This is a genomic window from Sphingobacterium sp. KH_072 (assembly GCF_057837975.1).
Genome location: NZ_CM174457.1, coordinates 1,187,259 through 1,213,105, shown reverse-complemented (window position 1 = coordinate 1,213,105; position 25,847 = coordinate 1,187,259). Strand labels below are relative to the sequence as shown.

Annotated in this window: 19 protein-coding genes and 1 pseudogene; 14 read left to right on the top strand and 6 right to left on the bottom strand. The window is 43.1% G+C overall.

What is annotated here, in order from left to right:
• Positions 1-5: 5 nt before the first annotated feature.
• Complete coding sequence (gene mrdA, locus AC3IRT_RS05695) at positions 6-1,949, top strand: penicillin-binding protein 2 (protein ID WP_489395454.1); 1,944 nt, start codon at positions 6-8, stop codon at positions 1,947-1,949.
• Positions 1,950-1,995: 46 nt separating this feature from the next.
• Positions 1,996-3,273 (top strand): rod shape-determining protein RodA, encoded by a 1,278-nt coding sequence (rodA, locus tag AC3IRT_RS05690; protein WP_489395453.1) that lies wholly within the window; start codon positions 1,996-1,998, stop codon positions 3,271-3,273.
• A 76-nt stretch (positions 3,274-3,349) separates the two neighbouring features.
• On the opposite strand, the gene AC3IRT_RS05685 is transcribed toward rodA, so the two are convergent.
• The 3 genes from AC3IRT_RS05685 to argS are packed head-to-tail and all read right to left on the bottom strand — an operon-like array spanning position 3,350 to position 7,406.
• The gene (locus AC3IRT_RS05685; RefSeq protein ID WP_489396106.1) at positions 3,350-4,543 is read right to left on the bottom strand and encodes a BaiN/RdsA family NAD(P)/FAD-dependent oxidoreductase; all 1,194 of its coding nucleotides are present in this window, start codon (positions 4,541-4,543) and stop codon (positions 3,350-3,352) included.
• Complete coding sequence (locus AC3IRT_RS05680) at positions 4,539-5,615, bottom strand: Gfo/Idh/MocA family oxidoreductase (protein ID WP_489395452.1); 1,077 nt, start codon at positions 5,613-5,615, stop codon at positions 4,539-4,541. Before AC3IRT_RS05680 ends, AC3IRT_RS05685 begins: the two co-directional genes overlap by 5 nt.
• Before the next feature lie 9 nt (positions 5,616-5,624).
• The gene (argS, locus tag AC3IRT_RS05675; RefSeq protein ID WP_489395451.1) at positions 5,625-7,406 is read right to left on the bottom strand and encodes an arginine--tRNA ligase; all 1,782 of its coding nucleotides are present in this window, start codon (positions 7,404-7,406) and stop codon (positions 5,625-5,627) included.
• 106 nt (positions 7,407-7,512) lie between these two features.
• On the opposite strand from argS, the gene AC3IRT_RS05670 reads away from it, so the two are divergent.
• The 8 genes from AC3IRT_RS05670 to AC3IRT_RS05635 all read left to right on the top strand — a co-directional run bounded on the left by AC3IRT_RS05670 (position 7,513) and on the right by AC3IRT_RS05635 (position 18,597).
• Complete coding sequence (locus AC3IRT_RS05670) at positions 7,513-8,904, top strand: arginine decarboxylase (RefSeq protein ID WP_489395450.1); 1,392 nt, start codon at positions 7,513-7,515, stop codon at positions 8,902-8,904.
• A 42-nt stretch (positions 8,905-8,946) separates the two neighbouring features.
• Positions 8,947-10,032 (top strand): MBL fold metallo-hydrolase, encoded by a 1,086-nt coding sequence (locus tag AC3IRT_RS05665; protein WP_489395449.1) that lies wholly within the window; start codon positions 8,947-8,949, stop codon positions 10,030-10,032.
• Between the two features lie 193 nt (positions 10,033-10,225).
• Entirely contained in the window at positions 10,226-10,792 is a 567-nt protein-coding gene (locus AC3IRT_RS05660) for a sigma-70 family RNA polymerase sigma factor (RefSeq protein ID WP_489395448.1), read from the top strand.
• Positions 10,793-10,844: 52 nt separating this feature from the next.
• Positions 10,845-12,014, top strand: coding sequence for a FecR family protein (locus AC3IRT_RS05655; RefSeq protein ID WP_489395447.1), 1,170 nt, complete (start codon positions 10,845-10,847; stop codon positions 12,012-12,014).
• A gap of 129 nt (positions 12,015-12,143) precedes the next feature.
• On the top strand, positions 12,144-15,512 hold the full coding sequence (locus AC3IRT_RS05650) for a TonB-dependent receptor (protein ID WP_489395446.1): 3,369 nt from the start codon (positions 12,144-12,146) through the stop codon (positions 15,510-15,512).
• Between the two features lie 17 nt (positions 15,513-15,529).
• Complete coding sequence (locus AC3IRT_RS05645; RefSeq protein ID WP_489395445.1) at positions 15,530-16,942, top strand: RagB/SusD family nutrient uptake outer membrane protein; 1,413 nt, start codon at positions 15,530-15,532, stop codon at positions 16,940-16,942.
• A gap of 12 nt (positions 16,943-16,954) precedes the next feature.
• A complete protein-coding gene (locus AC3IRT_RS05640; protein WP_489395444.1) occupies positions 16,955-17,407 on the top strand; it encodes a DUF4843 domain-containing protein in 453 nt (150 codons plus the stop codon).
• Positions 17,408-17,475: 68 nt separating this feature from the next.
• On the top strand, positions 17,476-18,597 hold the full coding sequence (locus AC3IRT_RS05635) for a metallophosphoesterase (protein ID WP_489395443.1): 1,122 nt from the start codon (positions 17,476-17,478) through the stop codon (positions 18,595-18,597).
• Positions 18,598-18,651: 54 nt separating this feature from the next.
• On the opposite strand, the gene AC3IRT_RS05630 is transcribed toward AC3IRT_RS05635, so the two are convergent.
• Positions 18,652-20,127 (bottom strand): helix-turn-helix domain-containing protein, encoded by a 1,476-nt coding sequence (locus AC3IRT_RS05630; protein WP_489395442.1) that lies wholly within the window; start codon positions 20,125-20,127, stop codon positions 18,652-18,654.
• Positions 20,128-20,256: 129 nt separating this feature from the next.
• Between AC3IRT_RS05630 and aceB the strand changes: the two are divergent.
• The 3 genes and pseudogenes from aceB to aceA all read left to right on the top strand — a co-directional run.
• Positions 20,257-21,444 (top strand): annotated as a pseudogene (gene aceB / locus AC3IRT_RS05625) (malate synthase A); the annotation flags it as partial.
• The gene (locus AC3IRT_RS05620; RefSeq protein WP_489396105.1) at positions 21,430-21,840 is read left to right on the top strand and encodes a hypothetical protein; all 411 of its coding nucleotides are present in this window, start codon (positions 21,430-21,432) and stop codon (positions 21,838-21,840) included. The pseudogene aceB and the gene AC3IRT_RS05620, both read left to right, overlap by 15 nt.
• Positions 21,841-21,911: 71 nt before the next feature.
• Positions 21,912-23,192 carry an isocitrate lyase gene (aceA, locus tag AC3IRT_RS05615; RefSeq protein ID WP_489395441.1) on the top strand — a complete coding sequence of 427 codons (1,281 nt, stop codon included), beginning with the start codon at positions 21,912-21,914 and terminating at the stop codon, positions 23,190-23,192.
• 158 nt (positions 23,193-23,350) lie between these two features.
• Here aceA and AC3IRT_RS05610 read toward each other — a convergent pair whose 3' ends face one another.
• Complete coding sequence (locus AC3IRT_RS05610; protein ID WP_489395440.1) at positions 23,351-24,016, bottom strand: sterol desaturase family protein; 666 nt, start codon at positions 24,014-24,016, stop codon at positions 23,351-23,353.
• A gap of 146 nt (positions 24,017-24,162) precedes the next feature.
• Positions 24,163-24,798: a DUF3267 domain-containing protein gene (locus tag AC3IRT_RS05605; protein WP_489395439.1), complete on the bottom strand. Its 636-nt coding sequence runs from the start codon at positions 24,796-24,798 to the stop codon at positions 24,163-24,165.
• A 139-nt stretch (positions 24,799-24,937) separates the two neighbouring features.
• On the opposite strand from AC3IRT_RS05605, the gene AC3IRT_RS05600 reads away from it, so the two are divergent.
• Entirely contained in the window at positions 24,938-25,813 is an 876-nt protein-coding gene (locus AC3IRT_RS05600; RefSeq protein ID WP_489395438.1) for a carbon-nitrogen hydrolase, read from the top strand.
• Positions 25,814-25,847: the final 34 nt, after the last annotated feature.

Sequence of the window (25,847 nt, the reverse complement as noted above, 5' to 3'; positions counted from 1 at the left end):
CGTATATGAACAATAGCTTCTTTACACGCAAGTACATTATTCAAGGTATCTTCCTTACGACCGCTATTCTGATCGTGATCCGGCTTTTCTATATCCAGATTATTGATGACAGCTATATCTTATCGGCCAATAACAATGTGCTGCGCAAGGTCATTGTATATCCTGCACGCGGCGCCATTTTGGATCGCTATGGGGAGATTTTGGTACAGAATGAACCGATTTATGACTTGTTGGTCACCCCTCGCGAAGCGAAAGATATCGACACTTTATTGCTCTGCGAACTAATCGGTATAGACAAGAAAGGTTACATCCAGCGGATCGAAAAAGCCAAAGCGCATTCTCCTTATCGGGCCTCGCAGTTCGAGAAGCAACTTTCTTCTACTACTTATGCACGCTTGCAGGAGCATTTGTATAAATTTCGAGGTTTTTATGTGCAAAACCGTACGGTACGCAGTTATCCAGATAGCATTGCCGCGCAGTTTTTAGGTTATATTCAGGAAGTAAATCAACGCGATATCGAACGATCAGAAGGCTTTTATCGGCCGGGTGATTATATCGGTGCAACGGGTGTAGAGCGCGCGTACGAAGATTTGTTGCGCGGTAAGCGAGGCATCAAAAACCAAATGGTAGATGCGCTCAATCGGCCGCAAGGCTCTTTTATGGACGGTAAATACGACACGTTGGCCGTTACGGGTGATGGTATGGTCTCGTCTTTGGATAAAGATCTTCAAATCTTGGCTGAGCGACTAATGAAGAACAAACTGGGCTCTGTCGTGGCGATTGAACCATCTAGTGGGGAGATATTGGCGATGGTGAGCAGCCCAACGTATGATCCAAACCTGATGGTGGGTCGTGATTTGGGAAACAATTACATGGATTTGTTGAACAACGAAGATAAACCGATGTTCATTCGCCCAATTCAAGCCTCTTATCCACCAGGATCGATTTTTAAGGTAGTTGCGGCATTGACGGCACAGCAAGCGGGCATGATCGATGCACAAACGCGATTTACCTGTAGTGGTGGCTATCGCTATGGCGGCGGACGAGGGTTGATGCGCTGCACGGGCGTGCACGGCACGATCGACTTGGCAAGATCTATTCAATTTTCGTGTAATCCGTACTATGCGAATGTATTTGCGCGAATGATTGATTCACGGGGCATGTCGGGTCCGCAAGCTTACGATTTATGGCGCGAAGCGCTAATGAAGTTTGGTTTAGGAAATACCTTGGGCATAGATTTGCCGGGAGAAAAACCGGGTTTGGTGCCTACTTCAAGCTATTATACAAAAATTTACGGCAGTGGCAAATGGCGCTCTTCTTTTAATATCTCCCTGTCTATCGGACAAGGAGAATTGGGAATTACACCTTTGCAAATGGCGAATATCACTGCGATTGTGGCCAACCGAGGATTCTATTATCGTCCGCATCTCATCAAAGGTATTGGCGATCAACAGATCGTGAAGCCAGAGTTTGCCGAGAAAATCTACGCTGGCGTTGATGCCAAATATTATGAACCCGTGATTGAAGGTATGAGTCGCGTGGTGAATCAAGGCGGTTCGGGTCGTGCGGTGGCCATTCCGGGCATAGAGATGTGTGGAAAAACGGGTACCGTGCAAAATCCACATGGTGAAAATCATGCGGTATTCTTTGCTTTCGCTCCGCGAGAAAACCCAAAAATTGCCATCGCGGTATTCGTCGAGAACGCAGGTTATGGTGGTACTTGGGCTGCGCCCATCGCGAGTATGATGGTCGAGCAGTATATCCGTGACAGCATATCATTACCAAAATATTTGCAAGACCGCATCTACAATGGCGATTTGCGACCAAAGCCGAAGAAACCCGTCGCACCAGCAAATGCAGCACTAAAAAAACCGGCTGATAGCCAAAAACAGAAACCAGAGCAGGCTGCTTTATTGGTACACCATAGTCAAAGACCGCGCAGAGGTTAACCACTGGCACATGCTATAATACTATAAATAGACAGATCGTACGCATATGAATAGTTTACAGAAGAAGAGCTTTTTTGGACAGATCGACTGGTGGACGGTCTGCCTGTGGTTCATGCTTTGTATGATCGGTTGGTTCAATATCCACGCAGCCGTGTACGATCCAGATCAAGCCAGTCTATTTAATCTGAATACCAACTACGGTAAGCAATCGATCTTTATAGGCACGGCGCTAATTATCGGATTTAGCATATTAATCATAGATGCTAACTTCTTTATTTCATCCGCGCCGTTCGTTTACTTTATTGTCACGCTGCTACTCATCGCGGTACTCATTGTAGGACGAAATGTAGGTGGAAATCAGGCGTGGATTCCTTTGGGAAGCTTTCGACTGCAGCCTTCTGAATTTGGTAAGCTAGCCACTTGCTTGCTCCTCGCCTTTTATCTTAGTAATCAGATCACCAAAAACCCCAACCTCAAAACGTTATTTTTTGGATCACTGATTGTCCTTTTTCCTGTTATGCTAGTTATGTTGCAACCCGATACGGGTTCGGCATTAGCCTTCTTTGCATTGATATTTGTGTTTTACCGCGAAGGTTATGTAGGCACGCAAGTGTTGGTTATTGGTGGCTTGGCGATTGTTCTGTTCCTACTTGCTCTGTTGTTTAATCAATGGTTATTGATTGGGGTGTTGGCGGCTACCGCTGGCTTGTTTATGTTTTTGCTACGCAGAAAGCGAAAAAACCTGATCAATATTGCAATACTGTTTATCGCTTCTTCCACCTACATTTTATGTGTGGATTTTGCCTACGATAATATCCTGCAAACGCACCAGAGAAACCGTATTGACATTATTTTGGGTAAGATTGATGATCCGCGTGGACAAGGTTATAACCTCAACCAATCTATGATTGCCATCGGTTCTGGCCAATTGTTTGGAAAAGGCTATTTGCAAGGAACTCAGACAAAGTACAATTTCGTACCTGAGCAAAGCACCGACTTTATCTTCTGCACTGTGGGTGAAGAATGGGGTTTTGTGGGTTGTGTAATTCTGATCAGCGTATACATCGCCTTACTGATGCGACTTGTGAATATTGCCGAGAGACAGCGATCGGCCTTTGGTCGTATTTACGGCTACGGTGTGGTTTCCATCATCTTCTTCCACTTTTTTATCAATATAGGAATGACGATTGGTATCGTGCCGGTGATTGGTATTCCGTTGCCTTTTATCAGTTATGGCGGATCTTCTTTATGGTCCTTCACCATCTTGCTCTTTATTCTACTGAAATTCGATTCTTCCCGCAAGGGTTTATCCAATATAGGTTAAAAGAAAGGGGAATAAGAGGAAAAGATTGGTTTTAGATCACGAGTAAGGGATCTCGTGCAATAAACCTTTCTTTTACTTAGATAGCTTGTGCAATGGCGTAGCCAGATGCCCATGCCCATTGGAAGTTGTAACCGCCAAGCCAACCAGTAATATCGACTGCTTCACCACCAAAATAAAGCCCTTCCACCACTTTGGATTCAAGCGTTTTGGCATTCAATTCGTCGGTTGCTACACCGCCTGACATCACTTCTGCTTTATCATAACCTTTGTCGCCAGCTGGCTTTACTTGAAAGCGATGGATCGTGTCTTTGATGCGTTGCGCATCAGCCTTGCTTAGTGAAGCTATCTTTAGCGTTAATGGCAGCATATCGGCCATGGCATCCACCAGTTTTTTAGAGAAATGATCTTGCAAGAGCTGCGATACGGTGCGTTTGCCACCTTGCTGGCGTTCTACTTTAATCAACTCATCCAATCGATGTGTTGGGAGCAAATCGATAAAAAACACCTCGCCTGCGCGCCAGTATGATGAGATCTGCAGAATAGCAGGACCGCTCAATCCCCAATGCGTAAATAGAATGTTTTCTTCGAAAGAGATCCGCTCATTCCACACGCGCGCAAACAACGAATTGCCCGATAAAGCCGCGTACCAAGCCGCATCTTTGCCCGTAATCGTTAGCGGCACGAGTGCAGCCGCGGTGCGCACAATGCGATGTCCGAAATCACGTGCTACACGAATAGAAAAGTCTGACGCCCCCAATTTTTGCACCGGCAAACCGCCAGAAGCCATCACGACCTTTTTTGTGGTTAGCTGCTGTACTGCGCCACCTCGCTCTACCGTAATCTCAAAGCCTTTGTCTGTTTGCTTAACGCCTTTTACTAAACTATCCAACCACAACTCCTGCTCTGTTTGGTTCATCAACCGGAGAAACATGTCCACAACATCTTTGGCTTTATTGGAAGTGGGGAATAACTGACCTAATGTCTTTTCCGCACCTTGGATGGATCCATATCCTTCGAAGAAGGAAATGGTATGGTCTACCGTCCACTGGTTAAAAGCACTATGTAAAAAGGAAGGATTTTCGGTCACGAAATTATCGACTGAGGTGTGTAGGTTGGTATAATTACACCGTCCGCCTCCGGAGATCAAGATCTTAGCGCCCGGTTTGCTATTGCGCTCCAGCACGAGCACACGTTTGCCTAACAAACCAGCTTGTGCGGCACACATCAAGCCGCAGGCGCCAGCGCCAATGATGATCGCATCATATTTAATCATATGCAATGAGTTCTCCCGCTAAAGCGATCACGGTTTTATCGTTCCAAGATTGCTCACAAAACTCCAATATACGGATCACATCGCGGGCTTGCTCCGGCCGTACGGTGAGTGTACTTTTGCTTTGCAACACATCGACCACATTGGCATAAAAATCTTGTCCAGATCCGCGCTCACTCACGACTTTCTGTGTGTTTTCTACTTGATCGGCATCTACGACAGCAAGCGTACCATAGGTGGACTCGGGTTCTAATCCCCAATCTGCATTCAAATGCGGCAAACTACCATTGCGAAGCATGTCTTCTTGCGGATCTGTTCCAGGTTTCACAAAACATCCGGCTGTGCCGTATAGTGCGTAGCGTGGTGTTGGCAATTTGGCCAACATCTGTCCTTTCAGCGATACTTTTTGTGTGGGATAAGATAGGATAATTTCAAAATCATCGACAGCTGCTGCACCATTTCGTTGTACACGAAGATCGGCAAACACCGAAGTTGGCGCACCGAATAGTTGTAATGCTTGATCGATCAGATGTGCTCCCAAATCATAATGAATACCAGAACCTGGTAGATTCTGCTCACGCCAAGCGCCTTCGCGCAAAAAATTGCGAAAGCGATCGTAACGCGCTTCATAATTCGTCAACCTGCCGACAGCCTTTTCTTGGATCAGCTTACGAACGGTCTTGAAGTCAGAATGGAATCGTGCATTGTGATGCACCGTGAGCAACAAATTCTTTTCTGCCGCTAAAGCGATCAGCTCATCAGCCTGTTCGCTCGTATTGGTAAATGGTTTTTCGACCACGACGTGCTTACCGGCAAGCAAAGCTGCTTTCGCAAAATCGTAATGCATATCATTCGAAGTCGCTACCACAACAATGTCGATGTTAGGATCGTCAAAAATATCCGTGGCAGATGGCACTGCAATAGCGTCAGGATATCGGGCGGCAAGCAGCTCTTGCTGTTCTTGCTTACGTGCCGTGACTTTATATAGCTGCATTGCAGGATTTCCCGCGATAAAAGGCGCGTGGAATACCTGACCACCAATAGAAAAACCGATTAAACCAACTTTATACATAGGTAACAATTACATACTTTCTGGAACCGTGATTCCCATTAAACCCATACATCTGGCAATCACCGATGCCGTAGCAGCTGATAGCTTCAAGCGGAATACTTTAATGTGCTCCTCTTCTACTTTCAGAATGCTCACCTCGTGATAAAACTTATTATAAAGCTTAGCCAATTCATATACATAATTCGCGATCTGCGCCGGACTGAAATCTTTAGCAGCCGCTTCTACTGTTTGTGGATAATTAGATAGTGTCTGAATTAAATCACGCTCGTAAACCGTAATCGCATCGACGTTCTGATCTGAACTCACCTCGCCTGCTTTGCGCAATATGGATTTGATACGTGCATGCGTATATTGAATAAATGGACCGGTATGACCTTGAAAATCTACAGATTCATTTGGATCGAATAACAAGCGTTTTTTAGGATCCACTTTCAGTAAGAAATACTTTAATGCGCCCATACCGATCGTGCGGTACAATTCCTTCTTTTCTGCTTCCGAAAATCCTTCTGTCTTGCCCAATTCTTCGGTACGCGCTTGCGCTGTTTCAACCATTTCTGCCATCAAATCATCAGCATCAACGACCGTTCCTTCACGAGATTTCATCTTGCCAGAAGGCAGGTCGACCATCCCGTATGATAAGTGGAAAAGCCCATCTGCCCAAGCTTTGCCTAGTTTTTTAAGAATCAGGAATAAAACTTTAAAGTGGTAATCTTGCTCATTGCCGACTACATAGATGGATTCTTCCATCCCAAACTCATCGTATTTCAATTGGGCTGTGCCCAAGTCTTGCGTAATGTACACCGAAGTGCCATCGCCACGCAATACCAACTTTTCATCTAAACCATCGGCGGTTAGGTCGATCCATACCGAGCCATCTTCTTTCTTGAAGAACACATGATTATCTAGCCCTTCCTGAATAATATCTTTTCCTAATAAATAGGTATCCGACTCGTAGTAGAATTTATCGAAAGATACACCCAATGAATCGTAGGTAACACCAAAACCAGCATAAACCCATTCGTTCATGGTTTTCCACAATGTGATCACGGCTTCATCGCCAGCTTCCCATTGTTGCAGCATGTGCTGTGCTTCTTTGATCAACGGCGCATTCTTCTTGGCTTCTTCTTCTGTTTGCCCTTGTGCTTTGAGCGCTTCAATTTCGGCTTTGTAGGCTTTATCAAAAGCGACATAATATTTACCCACCAAATGATCGCCTTTCAATCCAGCGCTTTCCGGAGTTTCGCCAGCGCCAAATTTCTGCCAAGCCAGCATCGACTTACAGATATGGATTCCACGATCGTTAATAAGATTGGCTTTTACCACATCATAACCATACGCTTTCCAGATCTCTGCTACCGAAAAACCTAACAGATTATTGCGGATATGGCCTAAGTGCAAGGGTTTATTGGTATTGGGCGATGAATACTCGACCATAATACGCTTGCCTGTCGGCTGAAATACGCCGAACTCCGGAGACAAAATAGATTCGCTCAATAAATTGATCCAATAATGATCGGATAGGACGATATTGAGAAATCCCTTAATCACATTGAAGGATACTACCTCTGCAATTTCCTGTTGTAGCAGCGCACCAATCTCCTGACCGGTTTGTTCGGGAGATTTTTTAGAAAAGCGTGTTACGGGAAAGACAACGATGGTGAACTGCCCTTCAAACTCTTTTCGAGTTTCTTGCAAACTGATTTGAGTATCAGGAATATCGGCTTGATAAAGCGTTTTCACGGCTTTAACCGTCTCTTCTATGAGTATTTGTTGCATGGATAAATCCGCCATATAAATGTAAGAATGTTATAAAGCTTCTGATAATGAGGGTGAAAAATTACGGTGTTTGTAATAGGTATTCATTACGAAAGCATATCTTTGCCAAAAATAACAAAAAATGCAGAGCTATCAGGAATTTCTTGACTTAAGTGTTGGTTTCCCACAAGACGGATTCGACATCATCGATGACGAATTATACTTCCACGACCTTAACCTGATGGAGTTAATTGAGACGTATGGTACGCCCCTGCGTTTTACCTACCTCCCGATCATCAGCAAAAAGATCCAACAGGCTAAAATTTTATTTCAGACTGCGATCTTAAAGCATAATTACCGCGGCTCGTACAAGTATTGTTACTGTACGAAATCTTCTCATTTCAAGCATGTAGTCGAAGAGGCGTTGAAAAACGACATTCACCTCGAAACTTCTTCTGCATTTGATATGCCGATGATCGATGCATTGGAACGTCAAGGCACGGTCAATAAGGATATCACCGTGATCTGCAATGGTTTCAAAACCTATCAATACAAGCAGTATATCGTCGATATGTTGCACGATGGATACACCAATATCATTCCAGTACTGGACAACAAAGAGGAGTTCAATATGTATGATGATGAGGTCGAATTGGGCACACCTTGTAGTCTGGGAATCCGGATTGCGGCAGAGGAGCAACCCGATTCTCAATTCTATACTTCTCGTTTAGGAATCCGCATGGAGGATGTCATTGATTTCTACAACTCTAAAATTGCCGAGAATCCGCATTTCAAAGTGAAATTGTTGCATTTCTTTATCAACTCTGGTATCTCTGATACGCCGTATTACTGGAATGAGCTGGAGAAATACGTCACTCTTTACTGTAAATTCAAAAAAATCAATCCAGATCTAGACACCTTAGATATTGGTGGTGGTATGCCATTCAAAGATTCTCTGGTACATGATTTCGACTTTGAATACATGGTCAATGAGATCGTGAACCGTATCAAACAAATCTGTGCACACCACGAAGTATTGGAACCGGATATTATTACCGAATTCGGAAAATACACCGTGGCAGAAGCTTCGGGTATCTTATACAAAGTATTGGGACGTAAACAACAGAATGATCGTGAAAAATGGCTGATGTTGGATGGTTCATTCATCACTAACTTGCCAGATGTATGGGCGCTAAACCAAAAATACATCTTGCTCCCGATCAATAACTGGGATTCGGAATACGAACGCGTCAACTTAGGTGGTATCACCTGCGATGGACAGGATTATTATAACCAAGAAGCACATATGAACTCGGTATTTATGCCGAAGACACGTAAAGTGCAGTATTTGGGATTCTTCCATACGGGTGCTTATCAGGAAGTATTGAGCGGATATGGTGGCATTCACCACTGTTTGCTTCCTTCTCCTAAGCATGTACTGATTCGCAGAAATCGCGACGAGACATTCAACTACGAAGTATTTGGCGAGGAGCAAAACTCCAAACAAGTCATGAAATTACTGGGTTATCAATAGCAAGTTATCCATTTTACATATATCCAATCTTTGAAACGTTTTATGTGGATCCTTTTCATTCTACTGGTAGTAATAGCCTTGGCTGTTTACCTGTTTAGCAAACAAGATAAGATTGGTTATTATGCCAAAGGCGAGCGCCTGCAACGTATGGAGGCGGCGCCTAATTTTAAAAATGGTGTATTTGACAACTTAGAAAACACACCAAGCTTAGCCGAAGGGGAAACAATGTTGACCGTGATGCGCAAATGGCTTTTCACAAGTAATCCCAACAAACAACCTTTATCCGAACTACCACACGTACAAACGGATCTCAATGCCTTGCCATTAGATAGCAACGTATTAGTCTGGTTTGGCCACTCCTCGTATTATCTACAGCTGGATGGCAAACGTATTTTGGTAGATCCAGTTTTTAGCGGTAATGCGTCGCCCGTTAATAATATCAAAGCGTTCTTGGGCACGAATACATTCGGCGTAGCCGAAATGCCCGAAATAGATATCCTCCTGATCAGTCATGATCACTGGGATCACCTAGATTATGCGACGATTCGTGCTTTAGAACCAAAAGTAAAACGGGTATTGACTGGACTTGGTGTAGGCGCACATTTTGAAGGTTGGGGATATCCAGCTTCCAAAATCACGGAATTATACTGGGGAGAAACCGCGGATATCGAGGGCTTGCATTTCACCAGTTGTACTGCACGGCATTTTTCAGGACGCTGGTTGACACGCAATACCAGTTTGTGGTCTTCCTTTGCCGTTCGCTCCAGCAACCTCAACCTGTATTTGGGCGGCGATAGCGGTTATGGCAAGCATTTCAAAGAAATCGGTAACGCTTTGGGGCCGTTTGATTGGGCAATCTTGGAAAACGGACAGTACAATACGTCGTGGAGATACATCCATATGCTGCCTGATGAGGTTGTACAAGCGAGCCAAGATTTACGCGCAGAGAAATTCATCCCCGTGCATTCTGCCAAATTCGTCTTATCCATACATGATTGGGATGAGCCTTTGAAAGAAGTAACGCAACATGCCAAGAATAAGTCGGCGCTAGCCGCAACTCCCAAAATTGGAGAAGTCGTGTATTTGAACCAAAATCAGTCTTTCGACGCTTGGTGGGAAAATATTTAGCAATTGCTTAGTACCGCTTTAACATGGGTTTAACATAGCCCCAGTACCTTCGTGTACATCAGAGACCTTACTTATCAGCCAAACCTCTAGGTATTCGTTACATCAATCGACGTCAGATTTTTGTTTTTAGTTGTGCTTTTGGTTAAATTTGGAATTCTCTGATATAAGATCTCAGTCTTTCAATGAAGAGTACATGACGAACCCAACTATTGACAACAAAATCTACCTACAAGATGTGGATCATTTCCAATCTGTGTACCGTGATTTTTTTGCGCCCTTATGTCTCTTCGCTTCCAAATTCATTCCAGGGAATGAAAAAGACCTCGTCAACTCTCTTTTTGTAAAGCTATGGCAGCGTGAAATGGCTTTCGACAGCTACGAACATTGTCGAAATTATCTCTACAAATCTGTCCACCATGCCTGTTTGGATGAATTGAGCCTACAAAAGAATAGTAAACTTCGCGAAGATGGCTATGCCCGATCTATGCCTATCGAAGATGCTGCTGTGGATCATCTCATTATGGAGAACGAGTACTGGGCCATGATCTTTCGCGGATTAGAAAAGCTTCCGGCGGCCTACAGCAATGTACTTACTATGAGTTATGTGGAAGGCTTGAAAAATCAAGAAATCGCACAAGAACTCAACTTATCGATGCAAACGGTCAAAAACCAGAAGTCGAAAGGATTGAAATTACTGCGCTCGCTCCTGCTGAAACACGCTTCGCTACCCGCTCTCCTATACTGGTTACTGAATTTATAAAAAACTTACTTTTTTCAGGTACTTATTGATAGGCTGGCCGTATATAGAATATATGACTACCAAGTATCGAATTATTGAATTGCTTCACAAAGAGCGAACAAATGCACTAAATGCACAAGAACAACAGGAACTGACAGACTGGTTGTCTACCGCACAAAATGCTACCTTATACCAGCAGCTCAAAAATAGCGCGTCGGAAAAAGAAGCACTGGATCGATTACAGGCTTACGATACGGAAACCGAACTTGCACAGATTTTGGGCAAGCTTGCTCCACAAAAACCAAACAAAAAGAAAAACCGCAACTGGTTTAGAGTTGCTGCTGTGAGTGCAGCATGCCTCGCGGCCGCATTTATATTCATCCGTCCTTTATTCAAACCAGCGGAAGAAGTGAGCACCGTAATCGCGGCTGGAACGGATAAAGCAGTATTAACATTGGAAGATGGTACCATCGTGCCTTTATCCAATTTTGAAACTACTATGGATGACCTTTCCGGCACGATGCGCGTATATGCGGATGCCGAAGGGCGACCCGTGTATGAATACACAGGTACGGACAACAACAATACCTCCGGTTGGCACACGATCACCACGCCAAAAGGCGGACAATACACAGTAAAATTACCCGACGGCTCAACCGTGTGGCTAAATGCAGAATCAAAATTGAGTTATCCCCTTAACTTTTTGGCGGATAGAAAAGTAAAATTAGAAGGCGAAGGTTATTTTGATGTGCAGAAAATGCCTGTCAACAAGGCTAATTTAGCTCCTTTCACGGTAGAATTGCCGGGACATCAGGTGCAGGTACTTGGCACACAATTCAACATCAACGCGTATAAAGAAAATGCGCAAACGCAAACGACCTTGATCGAAGGAAAGGTGGAGATTAGCGCCGAAGCGAGTACACGTATATTGCGCCCCGGACAGCAAGCCATTGTATCCTCATCAGGATCTGGCGCTATTCGGATACAAGAGGTGGATACGCGCTCGTTTGCCGACTGGAAGGAAGGTTATTTCTACTTCGATGAAATTTCCATTCAAGATATTATGCAAAAGATTGCCAAATGGTATGATATTGAGGTCGCCTATGCAGCCCCTATTCCTACCGAGAAATTTGGTGGGGAAATCTCCCGTTTCGAAAATTTGCAGGAACTCTTAGATCTTTTGGAGATGACCGAAAAAGTGCATTTTAAAGTGGAAGGAAGGAGGGTAACAGTCATGCCATAATGCTATGCGCAAATAAATATGTTACCCTAGAGAATATAACAGGACATTGTTGCAGCAATGCCCTGTCAAATATAGGGCTAACAGCTATCTAATCGTGAAAATCGTAGTTTTCTAACCCTAATCAAATATATGAAATTATCAAAAGCCAAAGGTATCCTTATGCGCTTAAATTTAATCGTTGCCCTATTGCTCACCTGCGCAATCGGCACCTATGCAACAAACACCTTCGCTCAACGCGTTACCTTAAGCAAAAAGGACGCCAAGCTGAAAGATGTATTCTCGGATATTCGGAAGCAAACATCGTATAGTTTTATCTATACGCATGAATTGCTTGAGAAATCGAACCCGATCAATATTGAGGTACTCAATATGCCTCTCGCCGACGTTTTAGATTTATGTCTACAAAATCAGCCGCTCACCTACAAGTTATCAGGTAAAAGTATTATTCTAAAAGAAAAAAACCTGCCAGTAGCAAATAAAGCAAACGCTCGTGCCAATCAGCAAGAAACATTTCCGCTGCGTGGTACCGTGTACATTCGTACCGATGATGGTACCGCTACCGTAGCTGGCGCCAGTGTGCGTAGCAACTCACAAGCTGTCGGTACAGGAGCAGATGGTGTTTTTGATCTTTTGGTAAAACGCGGTGATAACATCGTCATTTCCATGATGGGCTATATCACCAAAACGGTGATTGTTAGCACAGCTCGCACCATCGATGTCATACTCGAACCGTTGATCAACGAAGTAGAAGATGTGGTCATTACTGGATATATGACACAGGAAAAACGCTCTATTACGGGCGCGATGTCTTCCATTAAATCGGATGTACTTGAAAATGTACCCGTACAAAGTATTGACCGCGCCATGCAAGGCCAGTTATCTGGTGTGAATATTATGGCTGCCAATGGTGTACCCGGCGGCCCGGTTAACATCAACATCCGTGGTATGGGGTCTATTACCGCCGGAAATGAGCCTTTGATCATTGTTGATGGTGTACAGCTAAATATGTCTACCAGCTCTGGACAAACGGCCAGCAATCCATTGGCTTTCTTGAACAATAATGATGTGGAAAGCATCGAAGTATTGAAAGATGGCGCTGCGGCATCCATTTATGGTGCACAAGCTGCCAACGGTGTTGTGTTGATCACGACAAAACGTGGTAAAGCGGGCAAAACAAAAATTGGCCTTAATTACTACAACGGTATCACCACACCGATGCCAGAGGTAGCTATGATGTCTACTGAGCAATATTTTGCATCACGATTCGAAGCAAGAAACAACAGATATCCGACGCGTACCCTAGAACGTAACCGCGGAGATATGCTAACCGCAGTTGGGCTACCAGCAGATCTTACCGATGAAGATATTGCTGCGCTAGGAACATACAATTGGCAGGAAGCAGCTTTCCGTACGGGAAGAACAAACAACGCAGATATCTCGGCTAGCGGTGGAAATGAAAAAACACAGTTTTTCGTATCTGCCTCTTACAATAAGACTGATGGTAACGTGGTCGCGATCGATTTTGAACGTGCTACAGCCAAGATCAACCTAAGACACGAGATTTCTAAGCGGCTTTCTTTTGATTTGAACACCAACTTAAGCAGCATCATACAGAATGGTACTTCTGGCAGTAATGGCTCTACTGGCGCGTATGCAGCACCGCAATATGCCGCGCCAACGATGTTGCCATTCATCCCGATCTACAATCCAGATGGTTCTATGAATGCGCCAATAGAAGGTTTTCCAGGATCGGCCAATAGAAATCCTATTCAGGAAAGTTTATTGGGCACCTTGCAAAGTCGTACCAAATCTTTGGTGACCAATGTGAGTGCGACGTACAAGATTTTAGATAACTTATCATTCAAATCGTTTTACGGATTAGATTTTCGGTTAATTGATGATGAGCGCTATGTAGATCCGCGCACCAGAAGTGGATTTGCAGCACAAGGTTCTTTAACGGTCGGCGCTCGCCAAAACCGAAACTTCATCACTAACCAGACATTGCAATACAATACCAGCTGGAACGATCAGCACAATCTATCTGCCTTATTGGGTTTTGAATACCGTAACGACAATCGCGAGATGAATTCAATCTCGGCGAGTGGCTTTACAACACACCAATTCCGCACCCTACAATCTGCGGCGGTAATCGGTAGCGCTTCTGGTAGTTGGACTGGATTTAAACGTGCTGGTTTATTTACACAAGTAAACTATGATTTCAACAAGAAATATTTATTGAGCGGTGTTTTACGCTATGACGGTTCGTCTCGATTTGGTGCAAACAACTACTTTGGATGGTTTCCAGGCGTTTCTGCGGGATGGAATATATCGGAGGAGTCCTTTATGGAAGATCAACCTTGGATAAACCAATTGAAACTACGCGCAGGCTACGGACAAACGGGTAACGACGCGATCGGCAATTTCGATGCTAGAGGTTTGTATGGCAGCTCGAGCTCTGCAAACTATAATCAAGAGCCTGGTCTTCGCCCTTCTGGATTAGCGAATACAGATCTGAGATGGGAGAAAAACATCACCTCTAATATTGGCTTAGATTACGGCTTGTTCAACAACCGCATTTCAGGTTCCATCGAGGTATTCAGACGCGTTAGTAGCGATCTATTGTTAGATCGGCCATTACCTTATTTAAGTGGTTTTTCTAATGTAACGAGCAATATTGGTCGCGTGAAAAACGAAGGTGTAGAATTTGAATTGCGCACCACAAACATAAAATCTGGACACTTTACCTGGACTTCTAACTTCAACATCACGTTCTTACGTAACCGCGTTTTGGAGCTGGCAGACGGTGCGCAAGTATTGCCGGGCAATCAATCAGTACGTGTCGGACATTCATTAGGCACCAATGTGACCTTGGATTATGCGGGCGTAAACTCCGCAACAGGTCGCCCAATGTGGTACGATGCTAATGGCGAAGTAACGTACACGCCAAGTAGTCCGAATGATCTGAAGATTTTCGGCAACCAGATGAGCGATTTCTTCGGTGGATTCACCAACACATTCAGCTATAAAGGTTTCTCTGCTAGTGCATTTTTCCATTATGATTACGGAAGAGAATTGAGCAATGCCGGTATGCACAGCCGTTGGTTCTTAAATGGTGGCGACAACCGTAACACGTTAGAGCGTATCTTCTTAAATCGTTGGACTACGCCTGGTCAAGTCACCACCGTACCGCGTCCATTTGATGCTAACACCGAGGTTGGCAGTATTTCACACGCTACTACCAGTAGTCGGTTTTTGGAAGACGCTTCATTCATCCGTTTAAAGAATGTCACTGTATCCTATCAGTTGCCTACAGGCATCGCACAACGTCTTGGCATGACCAACCTGAAAGTATATGCGCAGGGAGAAAATCTCGCGACGTTTACCAAATGGACGGGTTACGATCCAGAGTTAATGATTGGTTTTGGTGAGTTTTCGTCAACGCAAGGTACGATCCCTCAAACGAAGGTGTACACGCTGGGTGTACAACTTGGATTTTAATAACACAGGAAACGACAATGAAAAGAATATTATATATCACCGCCATAGCTTGGTCTACCCTACTATTTAGCGGATGTGAAAAAATGTTAGAAGTGAATCCTCGGCAATCCATTGACGCCGATGATGCATTGACTAGCAAAGAATCCCTTAAGGCAGCGACAAATGCCGTCTATGCCCGATTGAGAGAAGTAAGTTTATACGGTCGCGACCTGATTGCTATACCCGATGTATTGGCAGACAATACCATTAACACCCTAGCGGGAAATCGCTTGGTACGGGAATGGAATAATCAAATTGGATCGCACCTAAGCAATTGGCAACATTCTTACTACGGGATCAACCAAATCAACTTAGTGCTAGAAGCATTAGATGAATTTGATACTGATCAGGCTTTCAAGGATGGTATCCGCGGACAGAACTTGTTTTTACGCGCATTGTATTACCACAACCTGATGCGTGCTTATGCGTATGATCCAACGGCTATTGTAGCTGCACAAAATCGCGGTGGCGTACCGATCATGGAGCGCGGTGCCATTAAGATAGAACAGATCGTTTTTGGTTCTAGATCCACGATCGACGAAGTGTATGCGTACATCTACCGCGATCTTCAAGAAGCGTATGAGCTGATTCCAGCATCCAGCAATAGCAGAGGACCATTCTTTGCAACTAAAGGTGCGGTAGCCGCTTTATTCTCCCGGGTAGCTTTGTACAACGGAGATTATGAGCGCGTGCTTACAGAGTCAGAAAAAGCCATGAACAGTGGCGTAGCTACTTTCCCAACTGCGGCTCAATTGGTAGCTTCGTGGCGCAGTGAGCGTCATCCAGAATCATTCTTCGAAATTCCATTCGCTACGCCAGACAACATTGGCAGCAACGAATCATTACGCGCTACGTATATGACCAGAACGACGGTAGGTTCTACCGCAACGGCATCACATGGCAATGTCGTGATGAGCGAAGACTTGCTGGCGCAATATATGGCTGGCGATGCGCGACGCGCTTTTACGCAAAGTGGACTAGGTGCTAACCGCACGTATTTTGAGATCAACAAATTCGCAAGTAAAAATGGCGTGCCTAATCTAGACAATGTACCTGTGATCCGCTACGCAGAGGTCGTGCTTAACCGCGCGGAAGCGCTAGCGGCACTCAACCAAACCGCTTCGGCCAATATAGAGTTGAACAAAATCCGGACTCGTGCCAATCTAACTGCGGTAAACCTACAGGGAGATGCATTGAAAGCAGAAATCTTGCAGCAACGCCGATTGGAATTTGCTTTTGAAGGACATCGCTTTTTCGATTTAAAACGATTAGGATTACCGATTGTAAAGGAGTCAGAGACGATCGCTTTTGAAGACCTGCGCATACTGAGCAGAATCCCGGTTCGCGAAGTCGAAATCAATAGTAATTTGGTGCAGAATTTCGGATATTAAACTAACAAAAACATGAAAAATAGTATCATCATAGCGCTGTGTCTTCTTCTGACATCTTGTTTTAAAGATTATGAAGACAAGCTCATCTTTAAAGACTTCATGGTAGAGTTTCAGGACGCCGTAGTCGTGAGCAATGCCGTAGGAAAGAACTACCCTATTATCACTGCTCGCCCCGGCGAGCACAAGCTACAGGTAAATCTGTTGGGAGGCTTGTCCGAAAGCGCGCAAACCATCCGTGCTACCGTCGTAGCAAGCGAAACGACGGCAGTACAGGGCCAACATTATGAACTGAGCCAAGATGGACAAATTCAATTTCCAGCTGGCACGCCAATTAGTTCATTAACATATGTGGTACCGGCGCTAGCGCCGCAGACGGATGTTGTATTGGTTGTAGAGCTTCAAGCAAACGATCAAGTAAAAACAAGTGGAAACTACAAAACCGTAGGTATTCGAATTCGGAATTAAATAACTCCTTAATCAAGGGTTTGATAAAGTCTCTAGACTTCATCAAACCCTTTTTTGCTTTATAAAATATGATCCAATATTTTCTTTTGATAATGGGCTTAGCCAGCTCCGTAAGCTATGCACAAACTCCGACATCGGTAGTAAGTACGAAGCTAGCACAAGACAGCATCCAAGAGCCGCCTCATATCTTCTTTAACGCCAATGACACGCTTATTCGCTGGATAAAAGATGGCGCTTTGCAACAGATATCCAGCGCGGAATCATCTGATTTCAGACAGGAAGTGGCACAAATAACTAAAATATTCGACTTGCCATTATCTGCAGCTCTCCAAGAACATGCCTCGTACAGCACCTTATCCAATCCTTCGTACGAATATTCCGATGTACATGATTGGTTGGCCATTAGCGACATTCATGGCCAATATCCACTTTTTGTTGATTTGCTACAAAGTCATGGTGTGATCGATTCGGCAGCAAACTGGATCTATAATGATGGGCATTTGGTAATTAATGGCGATATTTTCGATCGCGGCGCTGGCGTTACGGAAGCCCTGTGGCTCACCTACAAATTGCAACAGCAAGCGGTATCTGCCGGTGGCAAAGTACATTACTTAATGGGCAATCACGAGCTGATGGTGTTGGATAATGATCTGCGTTATGTGCATAAAAAATACAACTTGATCGCGGAAATCCTCGACAAACCCTACGGAGAGCAATTCGGAAGACGATCGTTTTTCGGACAGTGGATCAGACAACAGCCTATTACGATCAAGATCAACGATACGTGGTTTGTACATGCAGGCATTTCTCCAGAGATCATTCAAGAAAACTTAACCCCCATCCAGATCAACAGCTTATTCCGGGATAGCATCTTTACGCAGCCACGAGCAGATTATCGCGCGAATTCTACCTTAAACTTATTGGCGACGTCCAATGGACCTGTATGGTATAGAGGCTACTTCAAAGATGAAACAATAAATCAAGCTGATATAACGCAGATACTTCAATTCTGGAATGCTGATCGCATGGTCATTGGTCACACTTCGCAAAAACATATCACTCCCTTATTTGAAAACAAGGTCATTGTGATCGATTCCAGTATCAAAAATGGCAAAACAGGTGAAGTGTTAATTTATAAGAATCGCCAGCTATATAGAGGTTTGCTCAATGGGCAGCGAGTCGCGCTTTAAACATCTAACTCGTGGCATATGCGTAAAATACGGAAGGATCAACTGGAAAAATTATTACAATAGGTCCTTTCGCATTTTATCGATAGCAGTTTTCATATTGGAGTTAAAATGCTCTTTCTCCAAGCGGATTGCAGGTGCCTGCCGCACCTCGCAATCAGCAATACTACAAGATTCGCAAGTAACCCCCACATTGATCGTCTTTAAACTGGGCGATTTTACAAATCGGATCTTCTTTATAGTCTGCGAATTGAGCAAAATACCCAAACAATAGCTTCTATTGCTTCCATCCGAAAATGGATTTTTTTGAGACGTGGAGATCACCAAATAGCTTATTCCCAAATCTTTATAATGAGATATCTGCGCATCAGTTAAGGTCTCGTTCTGCTTTAGATGGGCCAGGTTTTTCACTGCAATCCATCGTCCACAGTAATGCTCGTTGGTGGCATTAGCGTGCGGCGCTTGCTGATGATTTAGATGTAATTCTTTTAAGATCTGAATTTTGTCCGAATTTTTCTTCTTCACCAAGCATAAATAAAATAGATCTTTGATACCTAATTCTGAAGACAATATATTCGTCGATCGATAATAAAAAGTCTCCGGCGAATGCGTAAAATTATCAATGAGATCTTCGAAACCTGCCGGTCGCCAACTATTCTGCGAAAAGAAATTAGCGATGCTGTCGCGAATAGCATTTTTTGAGATAAGCAATGCTCCCGCAAAATACGACGCGTAAAAATTATTTAAAATTTCTTCAAAATTCCCAAAATGTAACCAAGAATAGGTGTTAGGACGATACTTTAAGTCTAGCACGTTAAAACCTATCTCCTTAGCTAGGATAAAAGTCTTCTTATCGGCTTCCAATTTATTATTAAGGAGCAATAATTTTTTTTCTGGCAGAAATAAAGATCGAAGATTATCCAAAACACCATAAGATTCAAAATCACTCGACTCAATAGCGTAGTTAAACTTATCAATAAGAACCTTTTCCAGAATTTCCGTCTGTATATTTTTGCCAATCACAAGCTGATTTTCATCGGCAAAACGCAACACTTCCGCTTCAATTTCAGGAAAATTATTATCGTACATTTCTTGGAAAGAGCGCAAAACTGCAAAATAAAAACGTTCTTTTCCAAGGTTATAATTTTGCGCAATTTCAATCAATGCATTGATAAATGCAGTCACTTTTTTTGGGGCATCACTAATGATGCTGATGAGATCATTTTTGTTAATTCCGAAAAGTTCTAAAGGGATTTCCTTAAAAAAATCAGACTGCAAAATCTCATTAAATGGCGCGAGACTTTTATCCAATTTAGTGGATACTAAGTCATCAAAAGTACAACTAAGTGATTCCGAAAGTAGAATGATCTTTTCATGCTTAGGGTATTTCTTTCCGTTTTCAATCTCATTCAAATACGATTTAGACAATCCTGTTTTTACAGCTAGATCCTGCAAAGACCAATTCCTTTTCTGTCGTTGCTGCTTCAATTTAAGTCCGAAAATAGTCTTGATATACTCACTATCTGATGTCATCTATCAAATGTAAATAATTACAATCGTTTATTCGTAAAGAAATTTTTTTAACAAAAAATAGCGAACGTTCGCTAAATTTTTTAAATATTTGTTTATGTTTGTTTTGTTAAACCATAAAATCAATGAGTTATGCATACTAAAAATAAATTCAAAGTAAAAACTAGCAATGAAAGAGCAGATGTTTTCAATTCCGAATTAATAAATTTCTTAGAAGAACTACATCAATTTTTCAATCAGCAAAGATTACAATTACTAGAAGCACGCAAACTAAAACAGCAAGATTTCGATACTGGTCATCTACCCACATTTCTGAAAGAAACGGAAAAGCTACGTCATGATGACTGGGTTTGCGCATCGCTTCCATCCGATTTACTAGATCGCAGAGTAGAAATTACAGGACCTGTTGATAGAAAGATGATCATTAACGCCCTGAATTCGGGTGCATCTACCTTTATGGCCGATTTCGAAGATAGCAACGCTCCAACTTGGAGTAATTGTATCGAAGGCCAGGTCAACCTTTCTGACGCTATTAACCGTAAGATTGACTTCACCAACGAACAAGGGAAATCGTATCAACTCAACGAGAAAACAGCGGTATTAATTGTACGACCTAGAGGATTACACCTGGCTGAAAAACACATTGAAATAAATGGTGAAGCGGCCTCCGCATCATTGATTGATTTCGGAATCTATTTTTTCAGAAATATTAAACAACTTATAAAAAATGGAAGCGCCACCTACTTTTACCTTCCAAAGCTTGAGCATTTTAAAGAAGCCCGTTGGTGGAATGAGGTTTTCGTATTCGCTCAAAACTATCTAGATATTCCGCAAGGCACGATCAAAGCGACCGTATTAATTGAAACAATTACGGCCTCATTCCAAATTGACGAAATACTGTATGAACTAAAAGAACATAGCGCAGGGCTGAATTGCGGACGCTGGGATTACATTTTCTCGTACATAAAAAAATTTCGCAACCTCCCAGAATTCATCGTTCCCGATCGTGATCAAGTGACTATGACCTCTCCTTTTATGAATGCATACTCCAAACGTGTGATCGAAATATGCCACAAAAGAAACGTACACGCTATCGGCGGAATGGCCGCTCAAATCCCAATCAAAGGTGATGAGGAGGCTAACAAACAAGCTTACGAGAAAGTAAGCAACGATTAAAAACGCGAAGCGCAAAATGGGCACGATGGCACTTGGGTAGCACATCCTGCACTGGTCGCGGTGGCCAAAGACATTTTTGACGAGTACATGCCTGCTGCTAACCAGATCGACAAAAAGTTTGATTACCAGATCAAGGAGAGAGATCTTTTAGAGATTCCTAAAGGAGAAATTACGGAACAAGGCGTACGAAAGAACATCAATGTCGGAATTCTGTATATCGAAAGTTGGTTAGTAGGCGTGAGCGCAGCTGCCATCTATCACCTCATGGAAGACGCTGCTACCGCCGAAATTTCGAGAACACAGATCTGGCAATGGCTCAAAAACAAAGCTACGCTAAATGATAATCGCACACTGACCCAAGAACTAATCCTAGAATTGGAAGCAGAAGAACTGATCAAAATCGAGCAGTACGTCGGCGCCGACCGATTCAAAAACGGGCAATTCACACGTGCAACAGAATTACTGAATGAGCTCATTTTTAATGAAAATTTTGAAGAATTTCTGACTTTAAAAGCTTACCCCTTCATAGTAAGTAACTAGCACTGCGCATCGCTATAATTTCAAATAGAAAAAAACCACTAACAAATAATAAAATTTATAAGAATATCATCATGAAAACTACACAAGAACAAATTCTGGCAATCGAAAAAGATTGGGATAGTAATCCAAGATGGAACGGAATCACAAGAACCTATACAGCAGAAGATGTATTGAAACTGAGAGGCTCGTACTTACAGCAATTTACGATTGCTTCGGAAATGTCAAAAACTTTCTGGACTAAGTTGAACAGTCAAGACTACGTCGCTGGATTAGGCGCTCTAACCGGAAATCAAGCAGTACAAGAAGTAGATGCAGGATTGGAAGCGATCTATCTATCAGGCTGGCAGGTAGCTGCAGATGCAAACCTGTCTGGCGAAATGTACCCCGATCAATCCCTTTATCCGGCCAATTCTGTACCATCGGTTGTCAAAAAAATCAACAATGCATTAGTGAGAGCGGACCAAATCCAATCGGTGAATGGTGGCGGAGATAAAGAATATCTAGTGCCAATCATCGCAGATGCAGAAGCCGGATTTGGAGGTAACTTAAACGCCTACGAACTGATGAAGCAAATGATCGAAGCGGGTGCTGCAGCTGTGCATTTTGAAGATCAATTATCTTCTGCTAAAAAATGTGGTCACTTAGGCGGCAAGGTATTGGTTCCTACCCAAGAGGCTATCAACAAATTGATCGCCGCCCGATTAGCCGCTGATGTGTTAGGAGTACCTACGTTAATTATTGCCAGAACCGATGCTGATGCAGCAGATTTATTAACTTCAGACATTGACGATAGAGATAAAAAATTCGTCACTGGAGAAAGAACTGCCGAGGGATTCTACTATGTAAATAATGGCGTAGCGCAGGGGATTGATAGAGGATTGTCTTACGCACCGTATGCCGACCTGATCTGGATGGAAACCTCCAACCCAGATTTGGAACAAGCCAGACAATTTGCGGAAGGCATTCACGCCAAGTTTCCTGGAAAAATGTTAGCCTACAATTGCTCTCCTTCTTTCAACTGGGCAGCCAGACTTTCCGTTGATGAAATGAAAAATTTCAGACAAGAATTAGCTAAACTTGGTTACAAATTCCAGTTTATTACGCTAGCTGGTTTCCACGCACTAAATACTGCAATGTTCGAATTGGCACTTGCTTACAAAGAGAATGGTATGGCAGGCTATTCTGAACTGCAAGAACGTGAGTTTGCATTACAGAAAAAAGGATTCCGAGCCGTAAAACATCAATCTTTCGTAGGAACAGGATACTTCGATGAAATACAAAACGTAGTCACCAACGGAGCAGCAACTACCGTGGCCATGAAAGATTCGACCGAGACAGCGCAATTCCACTAAACCATTATTTCATACCAAATGGTTTGTACACCTCTCATAAATTTAAGACAAGAAATATAGCAGAATACATGGTGTACAACATTAATAGCATCAAGGCCCGATCCACATTGAAAGTTGATCGGGCCTTGATATATTCTATTGTAGTAAATGTATGGAAATTATCCTTCGTGATGATCGTTTGTCGTATTGTTAGTTTTTTTACCTCTCTTTGGGATCATGGTTCCAAAAATGCGATCCCAAAAATACGAACTTACACCAAATCCCTTATCTGGATCCGAATAGTGATGTAACATGTGATGATCTTTAATCTTTTTCAGAAAACCAGATTTGAAATTAGCGTGATGTATCGCATAATGACATTCATCGTAGATCAAATAGCCAAAAAGAAATCCAGCAAAAAATCCAGCTAAATAAAATGTAGAAAAGAAGATGCTAAATAGTACATAAATAATAGCTGCCATCGGGATACTCGCCGATAAGGGCATCACCAACCGCATCCGATCTCTCGGATAATCGTGGTGTACACCATGGAAAATAAAATGGATACGCTTACCCAACTTACCCGGAGGCTCGTAGTGAAAAACCCACCGGTGTAGTACATATTCTGCGAAGGTCCAAAATGCCAAACCATATCCAAAATACAATGCCGTAGCACCACTTCCTATACCTCCTTGAACATACGCTCGCCACAGGAAGAAAATAATTACCGGAATCCAGAATATTAAAGGCACTGCATAATGTACCTTAGTGAGTGAGTTGAGAAGATCGTTTTTAAACATGCGAACCGACTCACCTGAGTTTGAAACATAATGTTTTTTAGCCATACGAAAGATGAAAATTGACTGCGTTAGAATAATTTCGTGCACTGCAAAAGTACGAAGCAGACGTCAGTAATAGACAAATTGAACTCAACTTTTGACCAAAAACTTACAATAGTCAAAAAACTAAATCATAACACAAAGAGTATCAGCTATGGAGTGTAAATAAAATATCCTGCCTCGGAGGGATGATCCAGAATCAAGGTATTAGCCTTCAACTTTCGCATCGTATAAACAATCATGATATCTCCAATGGCGGATACGGTAAAAAAAGTCCCGAACAACAGAAAAAGCCAATTGCCTGTAACCCAAGCGTACACTACAGGCGCGAATCCTAGAACAACCAAAGGAGTAAGTGCCCCAATAATGTAATGGCGAAGCCGCAATGGCTCCTCACAATGACAGTAAGGCACGTAATGGGGTCGAAGTATGCCGAAGCGAATGGACAACCAACCTTTCTTTGCAAAAAATGACCAAGGCAAACCATGTAATAGTTCATGCAAAACAATGCCTAACAAAATAATCAATATCGCTACAATAGGATATAGCCACGGAGCCATCACATCCAAATAACCATCTATAAAAAAAGCGGTGGAGAGTGATTCTTTCCAAAGTAAAAAATAGGGAAAAAAAAAGCCTAACATTACAGGAACCATCATAGAGCAACCCAGACGACTGGCTGCTTGTACATCAATTATGTGTTCTTCTTTGTGGTGTGGTAGCACGCTGAATGATTTGATATAGAACCGTATCGCAGGGATCGCGGCAAAATTTTCACCAAGATACATAATTATGCTATACCGAGTAGCAGATCAGTGGCCTCCGGCCAATTAAATGTCGTTCATTCTGTCGATAATTTTACCAACGTCCCACATACACCGTGTATAAAATAGATATCTTTGCATCTGGAAAAGCAGAGAAGAAACTATGAGTAAAGTAAAAGTTGGCGTCGTCCAGATGTCGTGCGTACGCGACAAGCAAGAGAACTTAGATAAAGCAATTACTAAAGTACGCGAAGCAGCAGCCAAAGGCGCGCAAATCGTATGTCTTCAGGAACTATTTACGTCCTTGTATTTTTGTGACATCGAAGATTACGATAATTTCGACTTGGCAGAAGCTATTCCTGGTCCATCCACCGACGCTCTAGCAGCCGTAGCAGCCGAATTGGGCGTTGTCATTATCGCTTCGCTTTTTGAGAAGCGCGCACAAGGATTATATCATAATACCACCGCGGTATTAGATGCAGATGGATCGTACTTAGGCAAGTATCGTAAAATGCATATTCCAGACGATCCGGCATTTTACGAAAAATTCTATTTCACACCGGGCGACTTAGGTTATAAAATTTTCCCTACCAAATTCGGCAAGATCGGAATTTTGATCTGTTGGGACCAGTGGTATCCAGAAGCATCACGCATTACCGCACTTATGGGTGCAGAAATGTTATTCTACCCGACAGCTATTGGTTGGGCAACGGATCAAGACGACGAAACCAACAAAGACCAATATGATGCTTGGCAAACCATTCAGCGCTCGCATGCCGTGGCGAATGGCGTACCGGTAATATCTGTGAATCGCGTAGGATACGAGCAAGATGGCGCGATGAAATTTTGGGGCGGTAGCTTTGTAACCAATGCACAAGGTCGTCTACTCTACTTAGCATCACACGATCAAGAAGAGGTAGAAGTAGTAGAAGTGAATCTTCAGGAAACGGATTACTTCCGTAAACACTGGCCATTTTTACGTGATCGCCGCATTGACTCATATAGCCAAATCACAAAACGCTTCATCGACGAGGACTAAGAGTTTTAATAAGATTTTTTACCGGAAAGTGCGG

Bases quoted from the DNA above. Each gene is read 5' to 3' on its own strand.
- AC3IRT_RS05650 (WP_489395446.1), top strand. From the start codon at position 12,144: ATGAAATTATCAAAAGCCAAAGGTATCCTTATGCGCTTAAATTTAATC.
- AC3IRT_RS05660 (WP_489395448.1), top strand. From the start codon at position 10,226: ATGACGAACCCAACTATTGACAACAAAATCTACCTACAAGATGTGGAT.
- AC3IRT_RS05680 (WP_489395452.1), bottom strand. From the start codon at position 5,615: ATGTATAAAGTTGGTTTAATCGGTTTTTCTATTGGTGGTCAGGTATTC.
- AC3IRT_RS05610 (WP_489395440.1), bottom strand. From the start codon at position 24,016: ATGGCTAAAAAACATTATGTTTCAAACTCAGGTGAGTCGGTTCGCATG.
- mrdA (WP_489395454.1), top strand. From the start codon at position 6: ATGAACAATAGCTTCTTTACACGCAAGTACATTATTCAAGGTATCTTC.
- AC3IRT_RS05600 (WP_489395438.1), top strand. From the start codon at position 24,938: ATGAGTAAAGTAAAAGTTGGCGTCGTCCAGATGTCGTGCGTACGCGAC.
- AC3IRT_RS05645 (WP_489395445.1), top strand. From the start codon at position 15,530: ATGAAAAGAATATTATATATCACCGCCATAGCTTGGTCTACCCTACTA.
- AC3IRT_RS05655 (WP_489395447.1), top strand. From the start codon at position 10,845: ATGACTACCAAGTATCGAATTATTGAATTGCTTCACAAAGAGCGAACA.
- AC3IRT_RS05665 (WP_489395449.1), top strand. From the start codon at position 8,947: ATGTGGATCCTTTTCATTCTACTGGTAGTAATAGCCTTGGCTGTTTAC.
- AC3IRT_RS05605 (WP_489395439.1), bottom strand. From the start codon at position 24,798: ATGTATCTTGGTGAAAATTTTGCCGCGATCCCTGCGATACGGTTCTAT.
- argS (WP_489395451.1), bottom strand. From the start codon at position 7,406: ATGGCGGATTTATCCATGCAACAAATACTCATAGAAGAGACGGTTAAA.
- rodA (WP_489395453.1), top strand. From the start codon at position 1,996: ATGAATAGTTTACAGAAGAAGAGCTTTTTTGGACAGATCGACTGGTGG.
- AC3IRT_RS05670 (WP_489395450.1), top strand. From the start codon at position 7,513: ATGCAGAGCTATCAGGAATTTCTTGACTTAAGTGTTGGTTTCCCACAA.
- aceA (WP_489395441.1), top strand. From the start codon at position 21,912: ATGAAAACTACACAAGAACAAATTCTGGCAATCGAAAAAGATTGGGAT.
- AC3IRT_RS05635 (WP_489395443.1), top strand. From the start codon at position 17,476: ATGATCCAATATTTTCTTTTGATAATGGGCTTAGCCAGCTCCGTAAGC.
- AC3IRT_RS05640 (WP_489395444.1), top strand. From the start codon at position 16,955: ATGAAAAATAGTATCATCATAGCGCTGTGTCTTCTTCTGACATCTTGT.
- AC3IRT_RS05630 (WP_489395442.1), bottom strand. From the start codon at position 20,127: ATGACATCAGATAGTGAGTATATCAAGACTATTTTCGGACTTAAATTG.